The sequence below is a fragment of the Bdellovibrio sp. HCB290 genome, from assembly GCF_047305925.1.
Taxonomy (GTDB): Bacteria; Bdellovibrionota; Bdellovibrionia; order Bdellovibrionales; family Bdellovibrionaceae; genus Bdellovibrio.
Window position 1 is genome coordinate 2985978 of record NZ_CP178620.1, and the last position, 23464, is coordinate 3009441.

Here is a 23464-nt window from a genome sequence, read left to right on the forward strand (position 1 = left end):
TTTATTGCTGTTTCAAAATGAGATCTGACCCTCTCAATCATCTAGGGTATTCCTGTGACGTCCACACGGGAAAGGGTCGCGGGATCCGTTCCGAAAACACCTGAAATAAAGAATGTGCGCACTTTAAGTGCCCCAACTCCTGCATCCCGATGAAATCTTTTGATATGGGTGTTTACATCAGACGCTGCATTTGTGTCTGAAACCCCAGAAGCAGCAACCCAGTTGCTTCCATTGTGATAATAAGGACTGCCATTACGTAGAAGTTGATATCTTACGCTTCCCGTCCCACCACTGCTGGCAGAAAAACTATGCAAATAACTATAAGTCACTTCTGAGCTGGTCACCGAAGGACTTGCGATACTATAGATAACCGGCGAGATTGCGACTGCACTAATTTTCGGCGTTAGCAAAGACGAATCAGTTTCCGACACAACCTTGTATTGGAAATCCTTTTCCGATGTAAATCCCGGAATACTCACGGTCGTGATATTTGAAAGTCCGGAGTTATTAAATTCAGAATAGTAAGTGCTTGCGGTGCCATTGGGCCCAACAAACGGTTCAGAGGTGCAATTGCTGGTGCAGGCGCGCACCTGGAATTTGGATCGCATCATTCCCCGTTGATATCTTGCGCTCACTTCCGTCGCACCTAAGAGACGTGAATAAAAAGCCAACTCATCAATGTTGCCCTTAAAGTAATTGGTGTTCGATTTCATCGCTCCCACCAGGAAAGAAGCCAGCGTAGGGTCGGGCGTCGAAATACCACTTTGAGTAGTGGTTTGCGTCCACACACTGGCTCCGTTCACATAGACTGTAAGAACTTTGGTTGAACCTTTAAAGGTGACCACTACATGCTGCCAAACATTTTCCTGCACCACATAGGTTGATACATAGCGATTGGTAGAGCTGTTAATGTCGATATTCAGATACTTGCTTGTGTAAGCGAAAATGGAGAACGCCGTATTCGTCGCGCCCGTGCCGGCACGATAGGATATTAAGGGCGCGGGATTTCCATTGATGGCTCCCACCGCGGGTTTGATCCAAGCCTCAAAAGACATATCGGTCATTCCCGCCAACTCGTTATGCGCGGGCACTTCAATATAACCACCATTCAAGTAGGCCGAGTTTCCATACTTTGCACTGGTACTAACTGCAACGGCCCCCACTGTCTTGGCTGTATGAGACCTTCCCGAACTGTCCGTCACATCATATGTTGTGCCCCCAGCCCAGCTGCTTTCGTCAAAGTGCAAAAGCAAGAGATTGCTGCTCATGTCGACATTGCCCGAGCTATATGCCGTTTCAATCCCTCGATTGTCAGGAAGCTTTTTCCCCGCAGGTATCAGCGAAGTAAATGATAAATTCGTCCACGCCAAATTTGCTGCAGAGGAAAAGTGGCGCGAAATCAAATCACCCGTGCCACTGCTCATCCCGGTCGCGTTCAAGTGAAGCCCGTTAGAACTGCTCCAGGTCGTGTTACTGGAACTTGCAGCTGCTCCAAAGCCAAATGAAGAGTCATTACTATTGTCGACACTTAGATCACGCAGTCGAAGCAACGATGACGTAAATTCCAAACTGGTGTCTGAAAGACTATAGTTTGCTGAATTAGCGGAATCAAAGTTCCAAGTTTGGTTTAAACTTAACGACTGCACTGTTACTGACGCACTTACCGCCCCCAAGCCAGCGGGACTGCTAATTGTGATACTCTTTGCACCCGCGGTGGTACCGGTCACGGATCCAGTTGTGACACCACTCGCGCTGGTGACCGAGGATGGCTGAGTAATGGATACTCCCGTCGATGCGGTTCCGAACGTGACAGTTTGTCCGCTAATGATGTTTCCATAGGCATCCTTCAAAGTCACAGCTAGTACCGAAGAATCCACACCATCAGGCAATAGTGAACTTACAGAGGCGGTCATGGTCGAATTCGCAGCTGAAGCAGCATCCGGAGTGATTGCAAATGAAGCCGACCCATCGGAAGTATATCCAGAACTTGAGACATTTAATGAATAACCACTCCCCGCTTTTTTAACACGAAGATCAGCGAAAATGGCTTGTCCGTTTGCATCTGTCGTTACACTTGTGGTGCCCTCCAGAGTGGCCCCCGAAGGCCCGCCGCTTAAGGCAGCGGAAATCACAACACCAGATCTTGAGACATTGTTGCCGCTGGTATCCTTCAGTTGAATGGTCATCGAGAGTGTCGCATTTGCAACAGCATCGATGGGTTCAACAACGACATCCAAATCCACGGTCATTGGCGTAGGACTAGGCGTTGGTGCTGGCGTCGAGGCAGGTGTTTCATAGCCAGGAGAAAATCCTGCGTCTGACTTCGATGAATCCCCAAGAGGATTGGTACATCCCGTAACTGTGACAATAACAAATACAAGAGGACCAATTAGATATCTCATCAGAAGGCATACCCCACTGACAACCCAAAAAGCAGTTCGGTCATTTGCTGTTCTACTATTTCAGAATTTTGCGACTCGTAGGAAAATCCCACACGCTGTTGCAACAAAAGACCCTTCTTTCGGGTCACAAGCCAAAGATCGACCTCGGACTGCATTCCGTCCTGAACTTCCTGAACACCGGAAGTTTCTTTGGACAGATAGCTAATACTTCCTGAAACTCCCAGAACGTGATTGCGCCATTTAAGAATGTCGTAATCCACACCCAGGCCGGCAAATGGGATACTTGCAAGATCCCACTCATAGTTGCTCGCTGATTCCCGGCGAATAAATATTTGCTGACGAACTCCTGCCAGCAGACTTGCCTTCCAACCATTATCCCAAAATTTCTGAAGTGAAAACTCCACGCGCTTGGTATCGGGGGCATCATTCACCGTGATCGTCGCATCCGGCGACAGGTACTTGTTCTTTTGAACTGCGAACTCGGTCTTCCACAAAAGTTGCGGAACAATCTCCATCACCAGTGACAGACGATATCTGTTCATCAAATCTGAAACGTAGCTCGCACTGGCACCACTCGCCACATCGCGAGCGTCAATTTTTGCATACACAAAATCAATCCCCGCTTCAAACAGAACATCTTCGTGAAGTGGATCCTCTGATTTACAGACTTGCTCCTTCGGTTGAACTTCGACTTTGGGTTCGCTAGAAACCATTCGGGTCATTTTTATATTTTCAGGTAAGGTGATCGTGGTACCAGGTGAAATATCGTGGGGGTTTTTAACATGCGGGTTCAGAGAAAGGAGCTGCGTGAGGAAACCGTTTTTACCGTAGATTCGTTGAGTCTCGCCCTTGTAGCGTTGGGCGATGGCACTCAGAGTATCACCTGCGCTAATATCAATAGTGATCGCCCAGGCCGCTTCACCTGCCGTTAAGAAACAAACAAAGAACGTAATCCAAAATGTTTCTAACCTCATATTTATAATTTCTCATATTTCCCCTGTCGCATAACATACTGATTTTGTTTTCGTTTTTAATCTGGACGATTATCGCTGGACGAACATCGGGCACGACAAAAAAAAACCCCGACTTGTGGCCGGGGTTGTTTGAGGACTTCTTATTTAATTTTCTTATACTTTTTTCGAACTGCGTAGGCACCGTCAACGGCAGCTTTGGCATTCACCAAGCCTTTGCCTGTTTGATAAGGAATTTCCGTTTTGATTGGAGTGGCAGTGCCATCCAAAATCTGACGGATTTTCCATGAAGTGATTCCAGGAACCACGGATTTCATCAAAGCCACAACTCCGGCAACGTAAGGGGATGCCATCGAGGTGCCGCTGTATTCCGCGTAATCTGCACCTTGAACTTCAAGACGAACAATCAATGAGGAGGACTTCGCCAAATTACCGATCAGTTCCTCGCCCGCAGTTTTTTCAATCATCATCGCCGGAATTTTAATCTCGGTTGGATCTTCACTCAGTGAGCCACTAGCCAATGGAGAATCATTGTTACAAATAAGGATCGCTGTGGCTCCCGCATTCTGCGCATTTTTGATTTTATCAAGCAACGGAAGATTTCCGCGTTTCACCACCAAAATTTTTCCAGCAACTGCGATCTTGGCAAGCTCATCAACGCTGCCAAATTCACCGTACACCGCTAAGCTATTAAGTGAAGCTTTAGGAACATCAGCAAACGTAACCGAAGGAAGAACCTGGAAGGATCCTGCCTGAGTCTGGAAGCTTGCCATACCAACGCGACCCGTTCCCAATGGTACAGAGGAGCGAATGCCCACACCTGGCGCCATAATATCCAAAGCGGCGCTCCAGTTCGAAAACTCTGCACGCTTGCCATTCATATCCACCGCACCCACTGCAGACACCGAAGGGTACCCCGCTGGCAATGGAGTTGCTTCAGAACCGCTATTACCCATAGCCGCAACAACCGGAACCTTATGACCATCCAACTGATTGATCATGAATCTTTCCACAACACTGCTGCCACCGCCTAAAGACAGATTCACAACATCTACATCTTCACGCAAAGCCCATCCCAGAGCTCTGGCAACTGCGTCGGTCGAGCAACCTTTAATACCGCAAACTTTTGCAATTAAAAGTTTTGCCTCAGGTGCCACACCCACAGCTTCTTGCACGGCTTGGGCCGCAATAATGCCGGCTACATGCGTGCCGTGTTTGGAAGTATCAGTAACATCCTGTTCGTCACCGTCTTCGGTAAAGTTGCGCACTTGTTCAATGCGCCCTGCGAAGGCCGGGTGATTTACATCAATACCGGAATCAATAACCATAACTCGGGCACCTTTGCCTCGACTCATCCCCCACACCTGCGGAACTTTAATCATCGCAAGACCTTGAGAAACTGGAAGTTGGCCACTCATCAACGTCATGCGCGGAAGCCCCACGGATGGCGTCGCAGCCAGCTGAACTTTCGGAGCCGCAAACACTTGCTGTGCTTCAATGAAGTTCAGATCTTTGGCGTCCACCAAACTCATGATCTGTTCCTGATTTTTTGCATCCACGATAAGGACTTTCAACTCCCCCAGATCTTCCACCAATTGAACACCAGCAGACTGAAGTTTTGCCTTAAAGTTCTGCGCACGGGATGGCTCTTTAAATGAAACCAGGAACTTTGCAGCGCTTGCCGAAGAGGCAATCAAAGACAATGCGAAGACAGCGAGAAGTGTCATTTGCTTTTGGAAGTTCATTTGAATTCCTACTTTCTTTTGCAAGTGTAAGTGTGGTGGATGTTCATAGGTGCCTTATCCGGGCAGCGAAGGATCGTGCGATCGTCCATTTCGATTTGCTCGCCGTTACGGGTGAAAACAGTAATTGATTCCACCGCTAGAGGCATGGTTGGACACATTGCCGAGGAAACAGATGTTTGGATACGGGTATGAAGGCTCTGGCCTTCGCATTTCGCTGTGTAGATTGAAGGGAATGAATCGCCACGATTGCGGGTTTCTGGAACCCCGTTTGCAACCAGCTTGGTGCCATTGACGTAATAGACGGCCTGTTCAGCCTCAACACCTGTGCTAAAAATGAAAGTATTCACCGGACCTGCTGTCCCCTCGCAGTCAAATTTGCCTGAAAGTTCAGGGCAGGACAAAGCTGGAACACTGATAAAAACGAACATTAGATTTAGTAATATTTTACGCATGCGTGAGGGGTTATTGGTTTCACCAAAAGTTGTCAATAACAGAGGAACATTCAAAGTGTATTGAGAAACATACGGATTGCGTCATTTTGGATGCATTGGGACAATCCCCCCGCTTTGACACACTCTTTGAAACATCCCATCATTTATGAATAAAGGGAGGTTCAATGAGAGTTTTTAGCGTGCTTCTGATTGTTTCTGCGTTTTCTGTCTTTGCACAAGCCGAGGAAGGAACGCCCCCTCAACCACCCTTTAAAAACGACTATGGCCAATACTCTATCACTGGCTGTGCCGGTCAGACATTCCAATTAGACTGCAAATTGAAATCAGTGACTATTGGCACTGCTCGTCCAGAGTCAAATCCAAAGGGCAAAGGCTCTTCAGTGGGATTTGTATTTAAATCTGATGCGGAGGCGATAGTTAACAGTGACTTCTGGATGACCTCTGACGATAAATTTGAAGTCGAAGATCAAGTGTCCACTTTGACGACAGACAAAATCAAGAACACATCCAATTGGAGTGAAGAGGCGCATCAGATCACCCTGGATAAGTCCAATAAGACTGAGTGGACTTTGACCTTCGCCGTGACTCGCGACAATTTGGGCAAATCAATCAAACGTCAGATCGAATTTAAAATTAAGAAAAAGTAAGTATCTTAATAAACCTCCTTGTGTAGATTTGTTCTTACAAGGAGAAGTCATGAACAAAATATTAATTCTTGCCACCTGTCTTGCGTCGCAAAATCTTTTTGCAGCAGACGCCCGCACCTTCGATGCCAACGGCATTACCAGAGTCAATGTTGAAAACTACAATGGCGAATTAAATATCTCGGCCGTTGAAGGCACCCAATCCACAATCACAATCACAAAAAACACAATGCCTGATATGTGCAAGGTCAATGCTGAGCGCTCTGGCACAAAGCTTTTGGTCGAAGTAAAACGCAAAGGTAAAGCGGAGTGTATCGTCGACTTGGATATCAAAGTGCCGAAAATGGTTAAGTTAGATCTATCCATGGGAACTGGCAAAGTCATTACCAAAGGCACGCAGGGCGATTTGGATTTTAAAATGGGAGCAGGCTCCATCATGGCTGAAGGAAACTTCACCAAGGTTGAAGGAAAATCTGGAGCCGGTAACATTGAAATCAAAGGGATCACTGGTAGTTCCGATGTAAAAACAGGCTCTGGAAATATGATGTTGACCTACACATCTTTACCAGACAAAGGCAAAGCAGAACTAAAAAATGGCAGCGGCAATTCAACTTTGCTTTTACCAAAAGGAAGTCAAATTAAAGCAAAAATCATGGCAGCCACGGGGCACATGGAAAATGAGTTCGGCACCAACAAGGACGCTGGTTTTGCAGTCGAAGCCAAATCAGGATCAGGTGATTTGAAAGTTAAATCTTACTAAATTACCAAAGAGCAGGCTGTCATGCCTGCTCTTCTCGAATCAGATCCTAATCAAACAGCTCTTCAAAAAAAGATTTTCTTTTCTTATAAGGCTTATGCCCATAATTGGGTTGTGAATTCATATAGGTATCTTGCGCAGGTTTCGCATAAGAATCCTCCTGCTGGGACCTTTCCAGAATCTTATCCAATTCCCCTTTATCCAGCCAGATACCACGACACTCCGGACAATAGTCAATCTCAACGCCTTTGCGCTCGCTCATAACCAGATCTTTATCTTTGCAACTTGGACACTTCATTATGACCTTCCTTTCATTCTTGGTAATTTAACAAAGATGCAGGTCATCAGAATAATAGATAATAGAAATGAAGATCTTCGCTTAAAAAGATGACCTTCGAATTTGAATCTCAATAACCGCCAAAATACATACTCGACTTAGGGTCTTGATATTAAATCTGTAAGTAATAAATCCCTTGGTACTGAATTTATCCTAGCCCGGTATAAACAGAAGAATGAGGATCTTATGAAGATAGTGATTCTTGGATTGTTACTGTTCACATTGGCCTGCACGAAAAAAGAAGCTCCGACAGCGCAACAACTCGTGCCGGAGGTGACAGCCATGAAGGTCGTAGCGAAAGATATTCCTCTGACCAAAGAGTTTGTCGGCCAGATTTCCGGCATTCGCGACATTCAGGTTCGAGCCCGCGTCGGAGGGATTCTTCTGAAACGTTACTATAAAGAGGGTGACAAGGTTAAATCAGGAAGCCTTCTTTTCAAAATCGATCCCGCACCTTATATCGCCGCAACCGCTCAGGCTAAAGGTGAAGTCGAGATTCAACGAGCACGGATGATCAATGCCAAACAGTCCATGGATCGCATCGTTCCGTTGTACAAAGAAAATGCTGTCAGCCAAAAAGATCGCGATGATGCTGTCGCCATGTACAGTGCCGCAAAATCAGCCTTCGACGCTGCAAAAGCCAAATTAGAAGAAGCAAAACTCAATCTCAGCTATACTGATGTGACCGCCCCGATTGATGGCTACACCAGTGAAGAGACCGTGGCTGAAGGAAGTTTGATTGTAGCCAATTCCGAAAAATCACTGCTCACCACGATTTCGCAAACCAATCCGGCTTATGTGAACTTCAGTTATACCGACTCGGAACTGCTGGAATTGCGCCGACTGGCAGCTCAGGGAAAACTGGGCCGCCCTGAAAGTCTGGAAAAAATGGAGGTGCAGGTAAAACTGGGTGACGGGGAATTCTATCCCAAAATCGGTTACTTGAATTTCAATGACCAAATCGTCGATACATCCACTGGAACAGTTAAGGCACGGGCGAGCATTGAAAACGCAGATGCCTCTTTACGACCTGGACAGTTCGTTCGCGTTTACATGAAGGGCTTCGTTATCAAAAATGCAATCGCGATCCCCCAAAAATCTGTTGTGCAAACTCAGAACGGACCCGTGATTTTCACTATTTCACCCGAGAGCGTGGCACGTCAGGTGGGTGTTGAATTGGGGCAGGAAATTGCCGGTGACATACTGATAAACCGCGGACTGCGCGGCGGTGAAATGATCATCGTTGAAGGTGCCGCCAAGGTTCGCAATGGTCAAAAAGTGAAAGTTGTCAGTCCTAATGCCATCGCCAAGAAGTAAGGTGAACCATGTTTTCTAAATTCTTTATCAATAGACCTGTTTTCTCGGCCGTGATATCTCTTCTTTTTATGATTGCCGGTTATGCGGCAATCAAGGCCCTGCCCATTTCGCAGTATCCTGAAATTGTTCCTCCACAGGTATCAGTCACCACAAAATACCCCGGCGCCTCGGCGGAAACAATTTCCTCGACCGTCGCCGCTCCGATTGAACAGCAAGTCAATGGTGTCGACAACATGCTCTACATGCAGTCCACCAATTCCAGCAACGGTGACATGATCCTTACGGTGACTTTTGCGATTGGAACAGATCCCGATCAAAACACCATCAACGTTAACAACCGCGTGCAAATTGCCATGCCCTCCCTACCTGAAGAAGTTCGTCGCCAGGGCGTCACCGTAAAAAAGAAGTCTTCGGCAATTCTGCAAATCATCGGACTTCGCGCTCCGGATCTTCGCTATGACTCAGTCTATATCAGTAACTATGCGCTGATTAATGTGCTGGATGAAATTAAACGTATTCCCGGCGTTGGGGATGCCTCCATTTTTGGAGCCCAGGACTATTCGATTCGTCTGTGGATGCAGCCTGACCGCATGGCTCAATTAAAGGTTACCGCAACCGATGTTATCAAAGCGGTAAAAGAACAAAACGCCCAGTTTGCCGCCGGAAAAGTCGGAGCCGAACCTCTAAGCAATCCTGTGGATTTCACTTTTACAGTGACCACTCAAGGACGTCTGGACAATCCCAAACAGTTTGAAGACATTATCATTCGCTCTAACAATGACGGATCTAAGCTAAGACTTAAAGATGTCGCGCGCGTGGAACTGGGTGCCCTAAGTTATGACGTTGCGACCAAGTGGAATGGCAAACCCGCAATTGGAATCGGTGTTTATCTTGCGCCCGGAGCAAATCAGGTGCACACAGCTGAGTTAGTCAAAGAGACGATGCACAAACTTTCTCAAAAGTTTCCTCCGGGATTGGCCTATGACATCCCATTCGATACGACTAAATTCATCGAAGTGTCCATTGAGGAAGTTATCAAAACACTTATGGAAGCCATGATTCTGGTTTTTCTGGTGGTGTATCTGTTCCTGCAAAGCTGGCGCGCAACACTTATTCCCTGCCTCGCTGTTCCGGTTTCAATTATCGGGACATTTGCGGGTATGTATGCCTTGGGATTCTCTATCAACACTTTGACTTTGTTTGGTCTGGTTCTGGCCATCGGCTTAGTCGTCGATGACGCGATCGTGGTTCTGGAAAACGTCGAGCGCATTATGCGGACTGAAAAACTGAAACCAAAAGAAGCTACGATCAAAGCCATGGAAGAAGTCACCAGTCCCGTGATCGCGATCGTTTTTGTACTTTGCGCCGTGTTCATTCCGGTGGCCTTTGTCGGAGGCATGGCCGGGCAAATGTATAAACAGTTCGCCATTACCATCGCCGTTTCAGTGGCAATTTCCGGATTGGTGGCATTGACACTCACCCCGGCTCTTTGTGCTTTGATCCTGCAGGATGAAATTCACGAACCCAACCGATTCTTTCGCGGGTTCAATACATTCTTTGACCGGATTACGGCGGGGTATGTTGGTGGAGTCACCTTCTTCAATAAACGTGTAATGATCAGTTCGGTGCTCTTCATCGGTTGCTGTTTCGGAATCATGGCTTTCTTTAAAATTCTACCCAGCGGCCTAGTACCCGAAGAGGATCAAGGTTACGTCTTTGGTGTTCCAAATCTGCAGGATGGCGCCGCACTATCCAGAACCATCAAAGTCACAGATCAAATGGACAACTTCACCTCAAACAACGCCAATGTGCGTGACGTCTTTTCCCTGGCCGGGTTTGATCTGATTACTGGTTCCAACAGAACCAACACCGCCACCAGCTTCATCACATTAAAAGATTGGAAAGACCGCCCGAAAGAAGATCAATCCGCTGGCGCCATTGTGAAAAGTCTTTTTGGATTGAATCAATTCATCCGTGACGGAAACATCATTGCCTTCAGCCCACCAGCCATCGTCGGTATGAGTACCACAGGCGGACTTGAGTTTTATCTGCAAAGCCGTGGCGGCGCCGACAGTAAAACTTTGGCAATGACTACGACTAAATTTATCGAACACTTGCGAAAGAATCCGGCAGTTGGTGCAGTCAGCTCCAACTTCAGTGCCAATATCCCACAACTTTACCTGAACCTGGACCGTGAAAAAGCCAAAGCCTATCAAGTACCCATTAATACTGTTTTCGATGCCATGGCCGCAACATTCGGAAGTTACTACGTGAATGACTTCAATAAATTTGGTCGAACGTTCAAAGTCCAATTACAGTCTGAAGGCGACTATCGCGCCCGCCCCGATGACATTCGCAATATCTATGTCAGATCCGATACGGGCAGCATGGTTCCACTGACGTCCATCCTTGCCGTTCAAAGAGTGACCGGACCTGAAATCGTTGAACGCCTGAATATCTTTCCAGCAAGTCGTATCATTGCCAGCCCTGCTCCAGGTTACAGTTCAGGGCAGGTAATTGCCGCCGTGGAACAAGCGCTCGCGCAGAATCTAACAAATGACTACGGCATCGCCTGGACAGGAACAGCCTATCAGGAAAAACTTACCGGCGGCGCCTCCGCCACGGTCTTCCTATACGGCATGATCTTCGTATTTCTGATTCTTGCAGCCCAATATGAAAAATGGGGACTGCCACTTTCAGTTCTGCTTTCTGTTCCTTACGCCCTTCTGGGCGCCCTGGCCGCCAACTGGCTACGTGGACTGGAAAACGACGTGTACTTCCAGATTGCATTGGTCACTTTGATTGGCTTATCCGCCAAGAACGCAATTCTAATCGTCGAGTTTGCCGTCGAGAAAATGCATGAAGGCCTGGATGCCACACAAGCAGCGATCGAAGCCTCCCGCCTGCGTTTTCGCCCCATCGTCATGACTTCCCTGGCGTTCATTCTGGGTGCCGTTCCCTTGGCGATTTCCAGCGGTGCTGGCTCGGCCAGTCGTCACTCGATCGGAACAGGAATTATCGGAGGGATGCTGGTCAGTACATTTGTTGCGACTTTCTTTATCCCCATGTTCTTTGTGATCGTCATGTCCGTGAAACTTAAAAAAGCAAAAGTTAAGAAAGACGAGCACAAAGTGAAGCCAGTCAAACCTGCCGCTGCAGGAGGACCGCATGAACTATAAACGAATAGGTTCCGTACTTGGCCTTCTTAGTCTAACTACATCCTGCGCTTTTGGCCCGGACTATAAACGTCCCGAAACTCAGTTTCCGGCAAGCATTTCCAACTCTGATACCGCAGCTGCTAAAATTGAAATGAACTGGTGGAAGCAGTTCGGTGACCCCACTTTGGAGCAACTTGTTCGCTCCGCACTGGATCACAATCTGGATCTGGAGCTGGCAATGGCCCGTGTCGAGGAAGCGCGCGCACGGTTGGGAATTGCCAAATCTGAATACTTTCCGACCTTGGATTTACGGGGATTAGCGGGAACAGAAAAGATCACGGAAACCGGACCTACGCTGATTCTGCCTGATACAGATGCCGACACTGACTTTTTCTCTCTGGGTGTTTTATTTAGTTACGAGATCGACTTTTGGGGGAAAATTCGTCGCAGCAACGAAGCAGCCAGAGCTCAGCTTCTTAGAGAAGACTTCAATCGTGTCAACGTCCAGCTGACTTTAATCAGTCAGGTGGTCAGCGGGTACTTTGCTCTCCGCTCCTTGGACCTTCAACACAACATCGCAAAGAATACTGTGGAATCACGCAAGGGTTCCTTTGATTTGATTTACAAACGATTTAAAGGTGGTGTCGGCAACGAGCTGAATGCCCGTCAGGCTGAAGCAGAAATGTATTCAGCACAAACGTCAGTATCAAAACTTGAAGACCAGGTATCAAAAGCTGAAAGCTTTCTATCAGTGCTGATTGGCCGGGATCCCCGCGCCATCATTGAAGCTCCGATCGCCAGAGGACGCCGACTGGATGAAATTGTCACTCCCCCAGCACTACCCACAGTTCTTCCGTCTTCATTATTGGAAAGAAGACCAGACATTGCCGCTGCAGAACAGAATCTGATTTCAGCGAACGCTTATATTGGTGCGGCAAAGGCTTACTACTTTCCAACTATTTCACTGACAGGTGGATTTGGTTTTGAAAGTTCCGAACTGAAAAATCTTTTTAAAGGCGAATCCCAAACTTATTCTTATGGAGCTGGAATCTCGATGCCTATTTTTAATGCCGGCAGAACGGGATACATGGTTGAGGCCGCAACAGCCCGCCAAAAAGCAGCCTTAACCCAGTATCGTCAAGTGATTCAAAATGCTTTTGTCGAGGTTAGAAACTCTTTGAGAACCTACAAATCATTCGGTGAAGTTGTCGATGCCCAAAAGCTTCAAGTCACGGCTGTCGAAAGAAATTTGTATCTGGCAAACCTTCGCTACAAAAATGGTCAATCACCCTACCTGGAAGTGCTGGATGCAGAACGCCAACTGTTCGATGTCCAGCTGGATTTAGTTCGCTCGCAGCAATCCAGACTGGTTTCCGTCGTTGATCTTTACAAGGCGCTCGGAGGAGGATGGGAGCGCCCACAGGATAATTCAAAATAGCATTTAATGATCCAAAGGTCTTTGTGGCTCTGCCGTAAATGGAAAAACTCTGGGCTTGGGAACTTCCTTCGTCCAAGCTTCCACCAATCTAAATGCCACTGCCAAGGTCATCGGACCAATGAAAAGTCCTACGACACCAAAGGCCAACAGCCCCCCGATAACGCCAGCAAAAATCAGCAGTAACGGCAAGTCGGCACCGCGTTTTATCAGCAAGGGCCGAACTACGTTGTCCATCAATCCAACAACCAAAGTCCAAGCCGCAAGAAGGGAGCCGGCCAGATTCTGATCATGACTAAACAACCAAGCCACCGCAATCAGCATCGGTATTATCGGCCCGATTTGAGCAATACACAAAACCAGCATGACCGCCCCGAGTATTCCCACATAAGGCACACCAGCAAACCACACCCCCAAAGTTCCCAAAGTGGTCTGAAGCAATGCCGTCACCACAATTCCCATCGCTACAGATTTGATGGATTGCCCAGCCAATATCAGCGCTGACTCGCCTCTGTCGCCGTCAATACGCCGGCAAAACATAATGGCACCTTTCGCCGCGACTTCACCTTTAGCATACAGAATTCCCGCCAAAATAGTCGTCAGAATCAAATGCACAAAAAGCAGTCCCGTGCTTTGCGCCATATCCGTTACAAAATTCAAAATACGTCTTGAATAGGGTCGCAACGCTTCAGCTAAGGCCCCCGGTCCCTTCACGGCAATCGTATTCCATTCACTTGTGATACGATCGCCAAAAGGAATACTGCTTAAGCTTGCCGGAGCCAAAGGCAAAGTAAAACTTTTGATATTCTTAAGCCACGAGTAAGCTTCATCAATATGAGTCAGCAACACATAGCTTGCTACCATCAAGGGCAGAATCACTATCATCGACATGACAACAACCATTGTCGTGACTGCCAACTTCCGACTTCCAAACATTCTTTCCGCTTTTACCAAAAGAGGCCAGGTCGCAACGACAATCATAGTCGCCCAAATTAATGACGGCAAAAATGGTGTCATGATGGCGAAGCTTCCCGCAATCAAAAGCAGTATGAAAATCGATGCAAATAAGTTTCTAGCCAGTCCCCATTCGGTGTTCATATTCGAACCCTTCCATTTTTAAAATTGTTTGCCCAGCATGAAATAGAAACTCCACGTTTCATTATCACCGTATGCAGTTGCGAAATACATTGGTCCCAGCACACTGTCATAAGCAAGATACATCGTTCCCGAGTAATGCCAATCATCGGCCACGCTTTCATCAAAGTAGTTGAAGACCCGTCCCGTCTCTGCCGCCAGCCCCCAATAACTTCCTGAAAAAAGTCCTGTGGGATGATAGTATTGAACAGAGCCGTACGCCAATTGATCGCCAATTAGCTCCTGATATCGATAGCTGGACAAATTCAGGAAACCACCCAGCCAGCTAACGTCTGCCAAGACACTGCTATCCCCACTTGAAGTTTGTCCCTTTAATGTAAATTGAAATGCTCCCTTGCCTGCCATAAGAGCATCCCGGAATTGCAGACCATAAATTCCATAATTTTTAATATCCTCGGAGGCTCCGATCGAATAGTAGGCATACAAATCCAAAGACTGTCCGTCGGTTGGGAAAAAATAATTATCCAATTGGTCATAGAACAGATTCAACCGAAGGCCGTAGTCATAAGTTCTGGAGTTAGGCAGAACAGAAGGGCCAATGGAACGGGAGGCACTGTAAACATTGTATGCCGGTCCAAATCGCAACTCTCCGAATCTGGATCCCGCCCCGACGTCTGCGCCTAATGAGAGCTTCGAATATTTGTACTTGGCAATCTCCTCACCCTCCTGCCAAATCGCCAAAGGAATTCTGTAGTACTTTAAATATGGGGCGACAAATCCGCTGCTTCCCACGGCCAATGGCTGATAGAACTCGGTACTAATTCTTGAGGTGTTACCGGCTTGAGCGATGGTCTTCCATTCTGCGCCCAGGTCATTGATCCACGTTCGACGATACATCGCCGTTAAATTCCATGGGTATGAACTTTCAAAATCAGTTCCCAGGCTCAAACCAAAGTTCAAATAATTCGGGCCCCAGCTTTTTTCAACAGGAAGTACCAAAAGATCTTGCCCGTTGATTCCTTCATGCAGTTCATAGTCTAACTGACTGTAATCACCGGTCGCGTACAATGACATCAACTGCTTATGAAATGATTCCGCAGGAAATACTTCCCCCGTTTTCACATCTAATTCACCCACCAGAGTCTTAGGATTTACCCAACCACTTTCTCCTACAGAAATCTTAACAAGATTCTTAGGAGAACTTTTTCGGGCTTCGCGGTTTTGCTTCCATTTGTCATACTCGGCTTCAGAGAGCGAATACTTGGCAATTTTCGGAAGCACTTTTAATGCCGCATCGGCACCGGCCTTGATCAAAGGTTCACTTTTTCCAAAGTCCGTGGAGCCCAGATCGTTAAAGACAGGACTGATCAGAACATCTTTCGATGTCAAAGTTTCCAACTGAGGCTGCACGTTTTGGATCATCATCAAACGCGTGTATTGATCCATGACTGAAAAAATACCGCGAATCTCGTCCCGCTGAAGTGGTGCTGAACTGACGTCTACGGCAATTACCACATCCGCGCAGGTTTTTCTGGCAACATCCACAGGAAGATTTCTGACCAATCCTCCGTCCGCCAAAAGCCGCCCCTGACTGGGCACTGACGGAAAAACGCCGGGCACAGCCATACTGGCGCGCATAGCTGTAACCAAATCTCCATCCTTCACGACAACCATTTCACCATTCACAATATTTGTCGCGATCGCGCGGTACGGAATTGTCAGGTCATCAAAGTCAGGAACCGTCAAACCGTAGGTCAACTTGCGTAAGAAGTATTCAATTTCCTGAGTACTGATGGCAGAGGACGGAAGCAGTATTTGTCCTTTATCACTAAGGCCTACTTCAACTCCCAACATGGACAGGGCATCATCCTGTTTACGACGGAAGGGAAAGGTCTCGCGAGGCGGCCTCGCCAAAAACATTCGCGACCAATCAGCGGCCTGGATATGTTCTTTCATTTCCTGGGGAGTGCGACCTGCGGCGTACCCGGCTCCCACAAGAGAACCGATACTGGTGCCGACAATGCAATCTATTGGGACACGGTTCTTTTCCAGTACTTCCAATACACCAACGTGTGACATTCCCCTTGCACCGCCACCACCAAGCACCAGACCGATGCGCGGCCTTCGGGATTCCGCTGACAGGGAACTTAACGGCAGTATCAATATCACCACAATTAAGGCATATATATTTCGCATTTAATGAGAGTTACATCGACCATTCGCGCTGACTAAAAAAAATCAGTTCAGCTGCAAACAAACAAGAAATTCAATTTCCGGCTTTTAAGGAAACTTTGCCCACAGAGGCGATTTCGCCCATTTGATCGTGAATTGGAAAAACGGTTGAGTGATACCGAGTTTGTACGCCCCGCACCACAATGTCTTCATCAAAAGTCACGGCTCTTTGCGATTCAATCACTTCTTGCTCACGCGCAAATGAAGTTAGTAATCCGCTTTCTTTAAACTGATCCTGGTGCCGGGCAATAATCAGGTCGCGATCAACGCCGATCGCATTCGCAAAGGCCGCATTGCAACTGGTGATAATTCCCGTGGTATCCTTCACCACCAAAAGAAAGGGCGCCACATCCAAAATCTTCTGCACACGTATCTGAAAGTTTCGCTCATCTGTAATATCACGAGCCGACGCAAATCGGACTCCCAATTCCATATCTGCAGCCGCACTCCAGCTAAGAGTGCGATAGTCCCCTGAGGACGTTTGATATCGATTTTCAAACCCGACGGAACGAACTCCCATATTCAAAGACTCAATGTTTTTTCGAGTGGACTCGCGGTCATCGGGATGAATGAATTCAACGAAAGGTGTGCTTAGCAGCTTTTGCTCATTATATCCCAGGGTTTTGATAAGGGATCTGCTGACTTTTTTTAGCAAACCGTCTTTCCCGGCAACCGCCATCAAGTCACTGGATATGGAAAAAAAACGGTCCAACGTGATCTGAGAGCCTTCGGCTTCAATCACCCGGTTATGCATATCCTGAAATTCCTTTAAAGCCCGCGATGATTCAAGATTGGATGCGTGACAAGTTGCCACCGCAAGGCACGCCAAAGCCGGAATCAAAACAATAAAAGCAACGAATTGCGAAGTGATGAAGGCTGGAAACAACATCACCCCTGTCGCAAAAATCGCCGACAACAGCAGGATCGCAATCAACGAATAATATGTGATCCGGTTCTGGAGTAACCAGAAATTAAAATGTCCTGACGTTTTTTCCTGATCTTCCAGTGTCAAGTGCAGCCTCACTACCGGGTATAGTGTTCCATATAAACCGATTCCCGTAAGGACAGCAATTTAATACTTACGTGTGAGGTGATTCAAAAGAGTTAAACTTCGTCAGTTTCGCCAACTGCTGAAAGGTTGCCAAATTCGCGTCTTTGGGCAAAGACATCGATACCTTGTCGAAACAAAATCTCAGGTTTGGCAGGGGTAAAGTCCCCGCGGCGAGAAGTTAATATCGAAGCCTTTGGCGGCACGCTGTTGCTTTCTCTAGACTTGAGCCCCTGCTGACGCATTGCTTAATCAATTCTTCCACCAGGTCCTCAACAAACCTTGCCCGAACCACGATCGAAGCCCGCATACTTTTTGAAAAATTTATCTCCATATCAGAGCGGCTGCGCCAATTTTCCTCCCCGGCAATGACCGCCCCCAGCGAGTCGTCAAAAACATGGGGAGGCGGGTCCACTTGGACATGAAGGGCCCTCCAAAGGGCCACGCGGACAGCGGTATGATCTGGGGCGACTGCGAGATTTTTCTTTTCCATGGACTGGTATTTATATGAAGAATTTCAGAGGAAAAAGCCAACTTCTTGGGCAGATTTTGCCAGCATTTTAATGTCATTCAACTAAATGAATTCCAATTGAAGGCCCATTGAAAACCAATTCGGGAACAGGGCCCATTTTATTGACCGATTCAGCCCACCCCGTGAACATAAATGGCCTAAGCAGAGGGGTTCTCATGGACTATCCAGAAAAAAGAACATTTTTCGATACCACAGATGAATTTTATTTTGGACGAGACGACAAAAATGACTTAATTCAGATAAACTTTGGGCCCATGCGCATCCAGTTAAGTAACTACGCAGCACACGATCTTGCTTACAGATTGTCGGCTTATCTGCTACTCTTGGACGGCGGCGAAGGGGCCCACCCAGCGCCGAAGGTTACACCTCCGGACAGCCGGGAAGTGACTGAACCGGATAATGTATTGCTGCTACCCAGGAAGAGAGAAAAATGAACAATAACAATGTCATTGAAGTTAAAAACCTTGCTGTTGAATTCAAAACGGATGACGGCATCGTTAAAGCTGTAAAACACATCTCCTTTTCGATCCCTAAAGGCAAAACTGTCGGCCTTGTGGGCGAGTCCGGCTCTGGAAAAAGTATCACCTCTTTGGCAATCATGCGCCTGATCGGCCACCCGGGTAAAGTTACCAGCGGCGAAATTCTGTTTGAAGGCAACGACCTTCTAAAACTTCCTGAAGACAAAATGCGCGAAATCCGTGGTGCTAAAATCTCCATGATTTTCCAGGAGCCGATGACCAGCTTGAATCCGGTTCTGACTGTTGCTGACCAAATCACTGAAACTTTGATGCTTCACCAAAACCTGACCAAGGAACAAGCTTTGGTTCGCGGCGTGGAGCTTTTGAAAAAAGTTGGTATTCCTAATCCAGAGGAAAGACTTTACTTCTACCCTCACAAATTCTCTGGCGGTCAACGTCAACGTATCATGATCGCCATGGCGATTGCTTGTAATCCGGATGTTTTGATTTGCGACGAACCAACAACTGCATTGGACGTAACAATCCAAAAGCAAATTCTGGATCTATTGGCTGACATTCAAAAACAAACACAAATGAGCATGCTGTTCATCACGCATGACCTGGGTGTTGTTGCAGATATCGCTGACGAAGTTATCGTTATGAACAAGGGCGAAGTTGTAGAGAAAAACGTCTCTAGAAAAATCTTCACCAGCCCACAACACCCTTACACAAAAGGTTTGTTGGCTTGCCGCCCTTCTCTTTCCAGTCACTTGGCGCGTTTGCCGGTACTAAGCGATTTCATGGGCCCTAATGGTGAGGAATTGCCAGGTCCAAGCGCTGACTCCATTCAAGCTAAGAAAGCGGCGCATGCTTCTGATGCTCCGGTGATTCTGCAAGTGAAAGACCTGCAAACTCACTTTGCACACACGGGTGGTTTGCTAGGACGCGTACAAGGTTACACCAAGGCCGTTGACGGCGTTTCTTTCTCTGTTCAAAAAGGCAGAACATTGGGTCTTGTGGGCGAGTCAGGTTGCGGTAAAACCACACTAGGTCGCACATTGATGCGTCTTGTGGATTCCACCGCTGGTCAAATCGTATTCGAAGGCCAGGACATCACGAAGCTTTCTGCGCGCCAAATGCTTCCGGTACGCAAGAAAATGCAGATCGTATTCCAGGATCCTTTTGCATCTTTGAACCCACGTATGACAATTGGTTCTATCCTGATGGAGCCAATGCAAATTCATAACTTGGGTGACAACGACAGCCAACGCAAAGAAATGGCTGCGGTTATGATGAAAAAAGTGGGCTTGTCTCCAGGCGTGATGAACCGCTATCCGCATGAGTTTTCCGGCGGCCAAAGACAGCGTATCAGCATCGCACGCGCCTTGATGGTTAAACCTGATTTCATCGTTTGTGACGAATCCGTTTCCGCCCTGGACGTATCCATTCAGGCACAAATTCTGAATCTGCTATTGGATCTTCAGGACGAAATGAACCTGACGTACATCTTTATCTCCCATGACTTGTCAGTGGTTAAATACATCTCTGACGACGTGGCAGTAATGTACGGCGGTAAGATTGTAGAGATGAACACAGCTGAAAACATCTACTCAAATCCACAGCACGAATACACTCAGAAGCTTTTGAGTGCGATTCCAAAAGGTGTTCCAAAAGAACTTATGTAAGAATGAAAAAGGGGACTTCCAAGTCCCCTTTTTTTTTACTCTGTTCAATGCGCCTTTCCCAATTGCTTATCTGGTATCGCTCCTTGGAATTCAAACATTTTGACCGGCTTGAAATAGCCCGAAATATCCCCGCTTAAATCATAGTTTTTGACTAACGTGATTTTTTGCACGGGTGCCCGCCTTTTAAAATCCAGGTGATCCAATTGCACCCAGACCATATAGGGACTCAAGGAGTTTTCATAAAAATAAACTCCCCGGGTCATATCTGCGATTGACCTCCAACGAGTCGTCGATATGTAGGGCCTTGCTGGTTCAGGTGTCCCAAAGGGCTGAGATACATTCCGCAAAACGCTCAGCACCCCAGCCACCGTCTCCCGGTAATCAGTTGGCTGTGGCAGTTTCTGTGAGTAATAAGCCGCTCGAACAAATCGATCCGCAGCAGCCGTGGTCCCAGGGAGCTCTTTGGTTCCACCGAAGCCCTGATATTGCTTTAATGTTTCCAACTGCTGATCAAAAGGCGGCGAATTCGTCATCACCTTATAGCTCTTATCGTGATAGATTTTTGCCTGTCCTGCGATGTATTCGATAACGGCTGTGTCGCCTTTCTTGTCAGAAATGGCCAAATGAACTAATCCCTCTTTTCGCCCCATGGAGGTCTGCACACCAAAAGTTTGCAGTTGAAAAGGATTTGTTTTAAGCGATTCTACCGCTTCATCTACGGTCGCAAAATTATCCAGGAAGTATTGCGCCCACAAGGACACCGACATACCTGGAATCTTTGGATTGCGTGGACCAAAATCACTCTCGGTCAGATACAGGATATTCGCAGTCAGCCCTTTTTCATTGATACCGTCTGCCGTACCGATATCGTAAACTGTCAAAATCACACTTCCATACTTCGATGTCCACTTCAGAGGATTGTCCTGAACAGCTCCGTCGCGCTCCATCCCCCGGGGCAAAAGCCACATGTTGGAGCCGATCTCTTCTCCCCAATCCATATTGCGGCCCACGACAACGCTTTTGCCTTCTGTAGACCACAAAAATCTTGTGCATGTATTGGCAGGTTCCAATAACAAAACCGTCAAAAAGAAAGATACAATCGCTCTTGGGCTCATCCGTCCTCCAATCCTCGATTAGACAGCTTAAAACTGCTCATAAAGCATTGGCAAACGATGGCCTGACTTGAAAACAAACACTGTTAAAATAAAAAAGGGTCCTTGCGGACCCTTCCAAAAAACAAATTTTTAAGTCTAACTACTTAACATCAACAGATGCGCAATCTGGCACCGTGTAGGATTTGGTGAACATGTAGACTTCGCGTCCCTTGTTCATTTTGCGACCTACACTGATTTCTACAGTCAGAGGGTAGCTGCCAGAATAAGTCATTGGTGTACACAAGACACGGCTGTAGGAAGCATCACAAAAGTCTTCCTTCTGAACGAAGTTGATCGGAGTCGAAAGCACTTCGCTGCGAACCACTTCAAATTTAGTAGGTCCATCACCATAGTTATCGTTGTAAACGATATCAACCGGCCCAATTGTGCGAAGGTTTTGACCGTCCTTACAAACGTAAGTGTAGTCGATAGCGCGACCCATATAAACTACGGGAGCGTGGATTCTGTAAGGACCCTTGGCAGCAAAGATCTCTTCCCATGAAGAGTTTGCAGTGATTTCCGCAGAAGCCGTTTGTGCCAACAAAAGAGTCGCTATTGAAAGGATGATTTTTTTCATCGGTTACCTCATTATTGATTTTGATTAATGAGGGCAAAATGCCTGAGCTTTTCGATTATCACAATGGGGAGCCTTCATCTTGTATGAAAGCCACCCGTCTTTGAAAAAGATACTCGTACTTGTGAATGAAAAAGCCCGCTCTGCGCGGGCTTTTTACATGGAATATTACTTTTGTGAAATCCTACCAAAGGATTGGATTCGCAGCCGCCCCGATGAAGGTTAGACCCGTATTTTTAATTAAAGTCGTATTACCAGTATTAATATCGACCTTCACCAGATTACCTTGCTCACTGAAACCATACAGAGCTTTGGAAGCGAATCCAAGACCGAAGATATTGCGTTTATCAAAGCAAGCGATCTCTTTTTTCTCGTTTGCAACAGGATCGTATCTTAGAACCGCTTGGTTACCAGCCTTCGGATTATTACGACACAATGTCGAAGTCTCGTTCGTGATTGTCCAGTACATCTTATTGTCTGGAAGCAACTTCACGTCTCCACCGAACATTGTGTATTTGTCCGTAGCTGGAATCAGAGTTGTCTTCGCACCACTTTTTGAAACCTGGATCAGACTGTTTGTTTGACTGCTTTTACCCGGATCGGTTTCCTCTGAAGTGATCAAGCTTAATCCATCAACACTCAAAGTTAGACCGACAGAGCGGTTGCCTGAAGCCACCAAGGAACCTTGATAAAGAGTGGCCTTACCCGTGCTCACATCAAGAGTATAAATCTTATTACTACCATCGCCGTCTTTTCCATAAACCACACCGGAATTGCTGATAACCATGTCGCTGCAAGGTAATTTCGCGCCATTGTAAGTCAGATCAACTTCCTTCAGCAAAGTACCCGTTGTTGGATCCAGGCTGTAAAGCTTGCCTTGAAGGTTACAACCATAAAAAGGTGCTGTGGCGATATCACTCTCAACGACTTTAACAATGATCTTCGCGCTGGCGACGTTATTGTTACTGTCTGAAATTGTATACGACATCGTTGCCGTACCAATTGTCGCCGACACGAACTCATAACTGGTTGTGCCCTTAGCAGTTAAAGTCCCCAGGTTCGGCATACCCACTGAATCCACTTTCAGCATGCTACCCTTGTTTGCGGCGATAATGCTGGCCTTGGTGATATTCAAGATCACATTCTTATTAACCGCCAGGGTGATGTCATTAGCTGACAAACTTCCCGACGAGCTGTCTGGAGTACTTGGTCCATCATTTGGCGAAGCACTGTCAGTAGTATTTGAATTGTCTGGCGTCGATGACGCCAACTGTGCAGGCACCTGCGAAAAATTCGCCTGTGAACAGTTTTGAAACGACACAACTGAAAAAGCTGCCAGCGCGATAAATCCAAAAAGTTGATACTTAGGCATTTTCACCCCATCCCCCTTACCAAATGAGCAATATGTGGACCACCCACTTGTCGGTTCTAATGGTTTTAACTGATGACAAAAGTAACATTGTCTAAA

At 46.9% G+C, this 23464-nt stretch carries 19 protein-coding genes; 7 read left to right on the forward strand and 12 right to left on the reverse strand.

All coding sequences use genetic code 11. The features are described 5' to 3' along the window. Positions 1-41: 41 nt before the first annotated feature. The 4 genes from ACLVWU_RS14620 to ACLVWU_RS14635 form a co-directional block, all read right to left on the reverse strand. Positions 42-2402: a LamG-like jellyroll fold domain-containing protein gene (locus ACLVWU_RS14620; RefSeq protein WP_413575579.1), complete on the reverse strand. Its 2361-nt coding sequence runs from the start codon at positions 2400-2402 to the stop codon at positions 42-44. Beyond that, positions 2402-3376: a LysM peptidoglycan-binding domain-containing protein gene (locus ACLVWU_RS14625; protein ID WP_413575580.1), complete on the reverse strand. Its 975-nt coding sequence runs from the start codon at positions 3374-3376 to the stop codon at positions 2402-2404. Before ACLVWU_RS14625 ends, ACLVWU_RS14620 begins: the two co-directional genes overlap by 1 nt. A 140-nt stretch (positions 3377-3516) precedes the next feature. Beyond that, positions 3517-5118 (reverse strand): S8 family peptidase, encoded by a 1602-nt coding sequence (locus tag ACLVWU_RS14630; RefSeq protein WP_413575581.1) that lies wholly within the window; start codon positions 5116-5118, stop codon positions 3517-3519. An 8-nt stretch (positions 5119-5126) separates the two neighbouring features. Continuing rightward, positions 5127-5465, reverse strand: a complete 339-nt coding sequence (locus tag ACLVWU_RS14635) for a hypothetical protein (protein WP_413575582.1) — start codon at positions 5463-5465, stop codon at positions 5127-5129. Between the two features lie 269 nt (positions 5466-5734). On the opposite strand from ACLVWU_RS14635, the gene ACLVWU_RS14640 reads away from it, so the two are divergent. Together ACLVWU_RS14640 and ACLVWU_RS14645 are read left to right on the forward strand one after the other, a co-directional pair. Beyond that, entirely contained in the window at positions 5735-6217 is a 483-nt protein-coding gene (locus tag ACLVWU_RS14640; protein WP_413575583.1) for a hypothetical protein, read from the forward strand. A 49-nt stretch (positions 6218-6266) separates the two neighbouring features. Then, positions 6267-6974, forward strand: a complete 708-nt coding sequence (locus tag ACLVWU_RS14645) for a hypothetical protein (protein ID WP_413575584.1) — start codon at positions 6267-6269, stop codon at positions 6972-6974. Between the two features lie 46 nt (positions 6975-7020). Here ACLVWU_RS14645 and ACLVWU_RS14650 read toward each other — a convergent pair whose 3' ends face one another. Continuing rightward, positions 7021-7269, reverse strand: a complete 249-nt coding sequence (locus tag ACLVWU_RS14650; protein ID WP_413575585.1) for a zf-TFIIB domain-containing protein — start codon at positions 7267-7269, stop codon at positions 7021-7023. Positions 7270-7494: 225 nt separating this feature from the next. Between ACLVWU_RS14650 and ACLVWU_RS14655 the strand changes: the two genes are divergently transcribed. From ACLVWU_RS14655 to ACLVWU_RS14665, 3 genes are read left to right on the forward strand one after another with little or no spacing between them, the layout of a single operon-like run. After that, positions 7495-8625 carry an efflux RND transporter periplasmic adaptor subunit gene (locus ACLVWU_RS14655; RefSeq protein WP_413575586.1) on the forward strand — a complete coding sequence of 377 codons (1131 nt, stop codon included), beginning with the start codon at positions 7495-7497 and terminating at the stop codon, positions 8623-8625. A gap of 8 nt (positions 8626-8633) precedes the next feature. After that, complete coding sequence (locus ACLVWU_RS14660; protein WP_413575588.1) at positions 8634-11804, forward strand: efflux RND transporter permease subunit; 3171 nt, start codon at positions 8634-8636, stop codon at positions 11802-11804. Beyond that, positions 11794-13221, forward strand: coding sequence for an efflux transporter outer membrane subunit (locus tag ACLVWU_RS14665; RefSeq protein ID WP_413575590.1), 1428 nt, complete (start codon positions 11794-11796; stop codon positions 13219-13221). Before ACLVWU_RS14660 ends, ACLVWU_RS14665 begins: the two co-directional genes overlap by 11 nt. A gap of 3 nt (positions 13222-13224) precedes the next feature. Here ACLVWU_RS14665 and ACLVWU_RS14670 read toward each other — a convergent pair whose 3' ends face one another. The 4 genes from ACLVWU_RS14670 to ACLVWU_RS14685 form a co-directional block, all read right to left on the reverse strand. Further along, positions 13225-14316 carry an AI-2E family transporter gene (locus tag ACLVWU_RS14670; RefSeq protein ID WP_413575591.1) on the reverse strand — a complete coding sequence of 364 codons (1092 nt, stop codon included), beginning with the start codon at positions 14314-14316 and terminating at the stop codon, positions 13225-13227. A gap of 18 nt (positions 14317-14334) precedes the next feature. Then, on the reverse strand, positions 14335-16509 hold the full coding sequence (locus ACLVWU_RS14675) for a patatin-like phospholipase family protein (RefSeq protein WP_413575592.1): 2175 nt from the start codon (positions 16507-16509) through the stop codon (positions 14335-14337). A gap of 70 nt (positions 16510-16579) precedes the next feature. Beyond that, positions 16580-17557 (reverse strand): PAS domain-containing protein, encoded by a 978-nt coding sequence (locus tag ACLVWU_RS14680; protein ID WP_413575593.1) that lies wholly within the window; start codon positions 17555-17557, stop codon positions 16580-16582. A gap of 217 nt (positions 17558-17774) precedes the next feature. Next, on the reverse strand, positions 17775-18086 hold the full coding sequence (locus ACLVWU_RS14685) for a class I SAM-dependent methyltransferase (RefSeq protein WP_413575594.1): 312 nt from the start codon (positions 18084-18086) through the stop codon (positions 17775-17777). A gap of 194 nt (positions 18087-18280) precedes the next feature. On the opposite strand from ACLVWU_RS14685, the gene ACLVWU_RS14690 reads away from it, so the two are divergent. Both ACLVWU_RS14690 and ACLVWU_RS14695 read left to right on the forward strand, forming a co-directional pair. Further along, positions 18281-18559, forward strand: coding sequence for a hypothetical protein (locus ACLVWU_RS14690; protein ID WP_413575595.1), 279 nt, complete (start codon positions 18281-18283; stop codon positions 18557-18559). Next, positions 18556-20268: an ABC transporter ATP-binding protein gene (locus tag ACLVWU_RS14695; protein WP_413575596.1), complete on the forward strand. Its 1713-nt coding sequence runs from the start codon at positions 18556-18558 to the stop codon at positions 20266-20268. Before ACLVWU_RS14690 ends, ACLVWU_RS14695 begins: the two co-directional genes overlap by 4 nt. 44 nt (positions 20269-20312) lie before the next feature. Here the strand turns inward: ACLVWU_RS14695 and ACLVWU_RS14700 are convergent, their stop codons facing one another. From ACLVWU_RS14700 to ACLVWU_RS14710, 3 genes are all read right to left on the reverse strand, one after another. Then, positions 20313-21383 carry a linear amide C-N hydrolase gene (locus ACLVWU_RS14700; RefSeq protein ID WP_413575597.1) on the reverse strand — a complete coding sequence of 357 codons (1071 nt, stop codon included), beginning with the start codon at positions 21381-21383 and terminating at the stop codon, positions 20313-20315. A gap of 139 nt (positions 21384-21522) precedes the next feature. Next, complete coding sequence (locus ACLVWU_RS14705) at positions 21523-21999, reverse strand: hypothetical protein (protein ID WP_413575598.1); 477 nt, start codon at positions 21997-21999, stop codon at positions 21523-21525. 181 nt (positions 22000-22180) lie between these two features. After that, complete coding sequence (locus tag ACLVWU_RS14710) at positions 22181-23374, reverse strand: hypothetical protein (protein ID WP_413575599.1); 1194 nt, start codon at positions 23372-23374, stop codon at positions 22181-22183. Between the last annotated feature and the right edge of the window lie 90 nt (positions 23375-23464).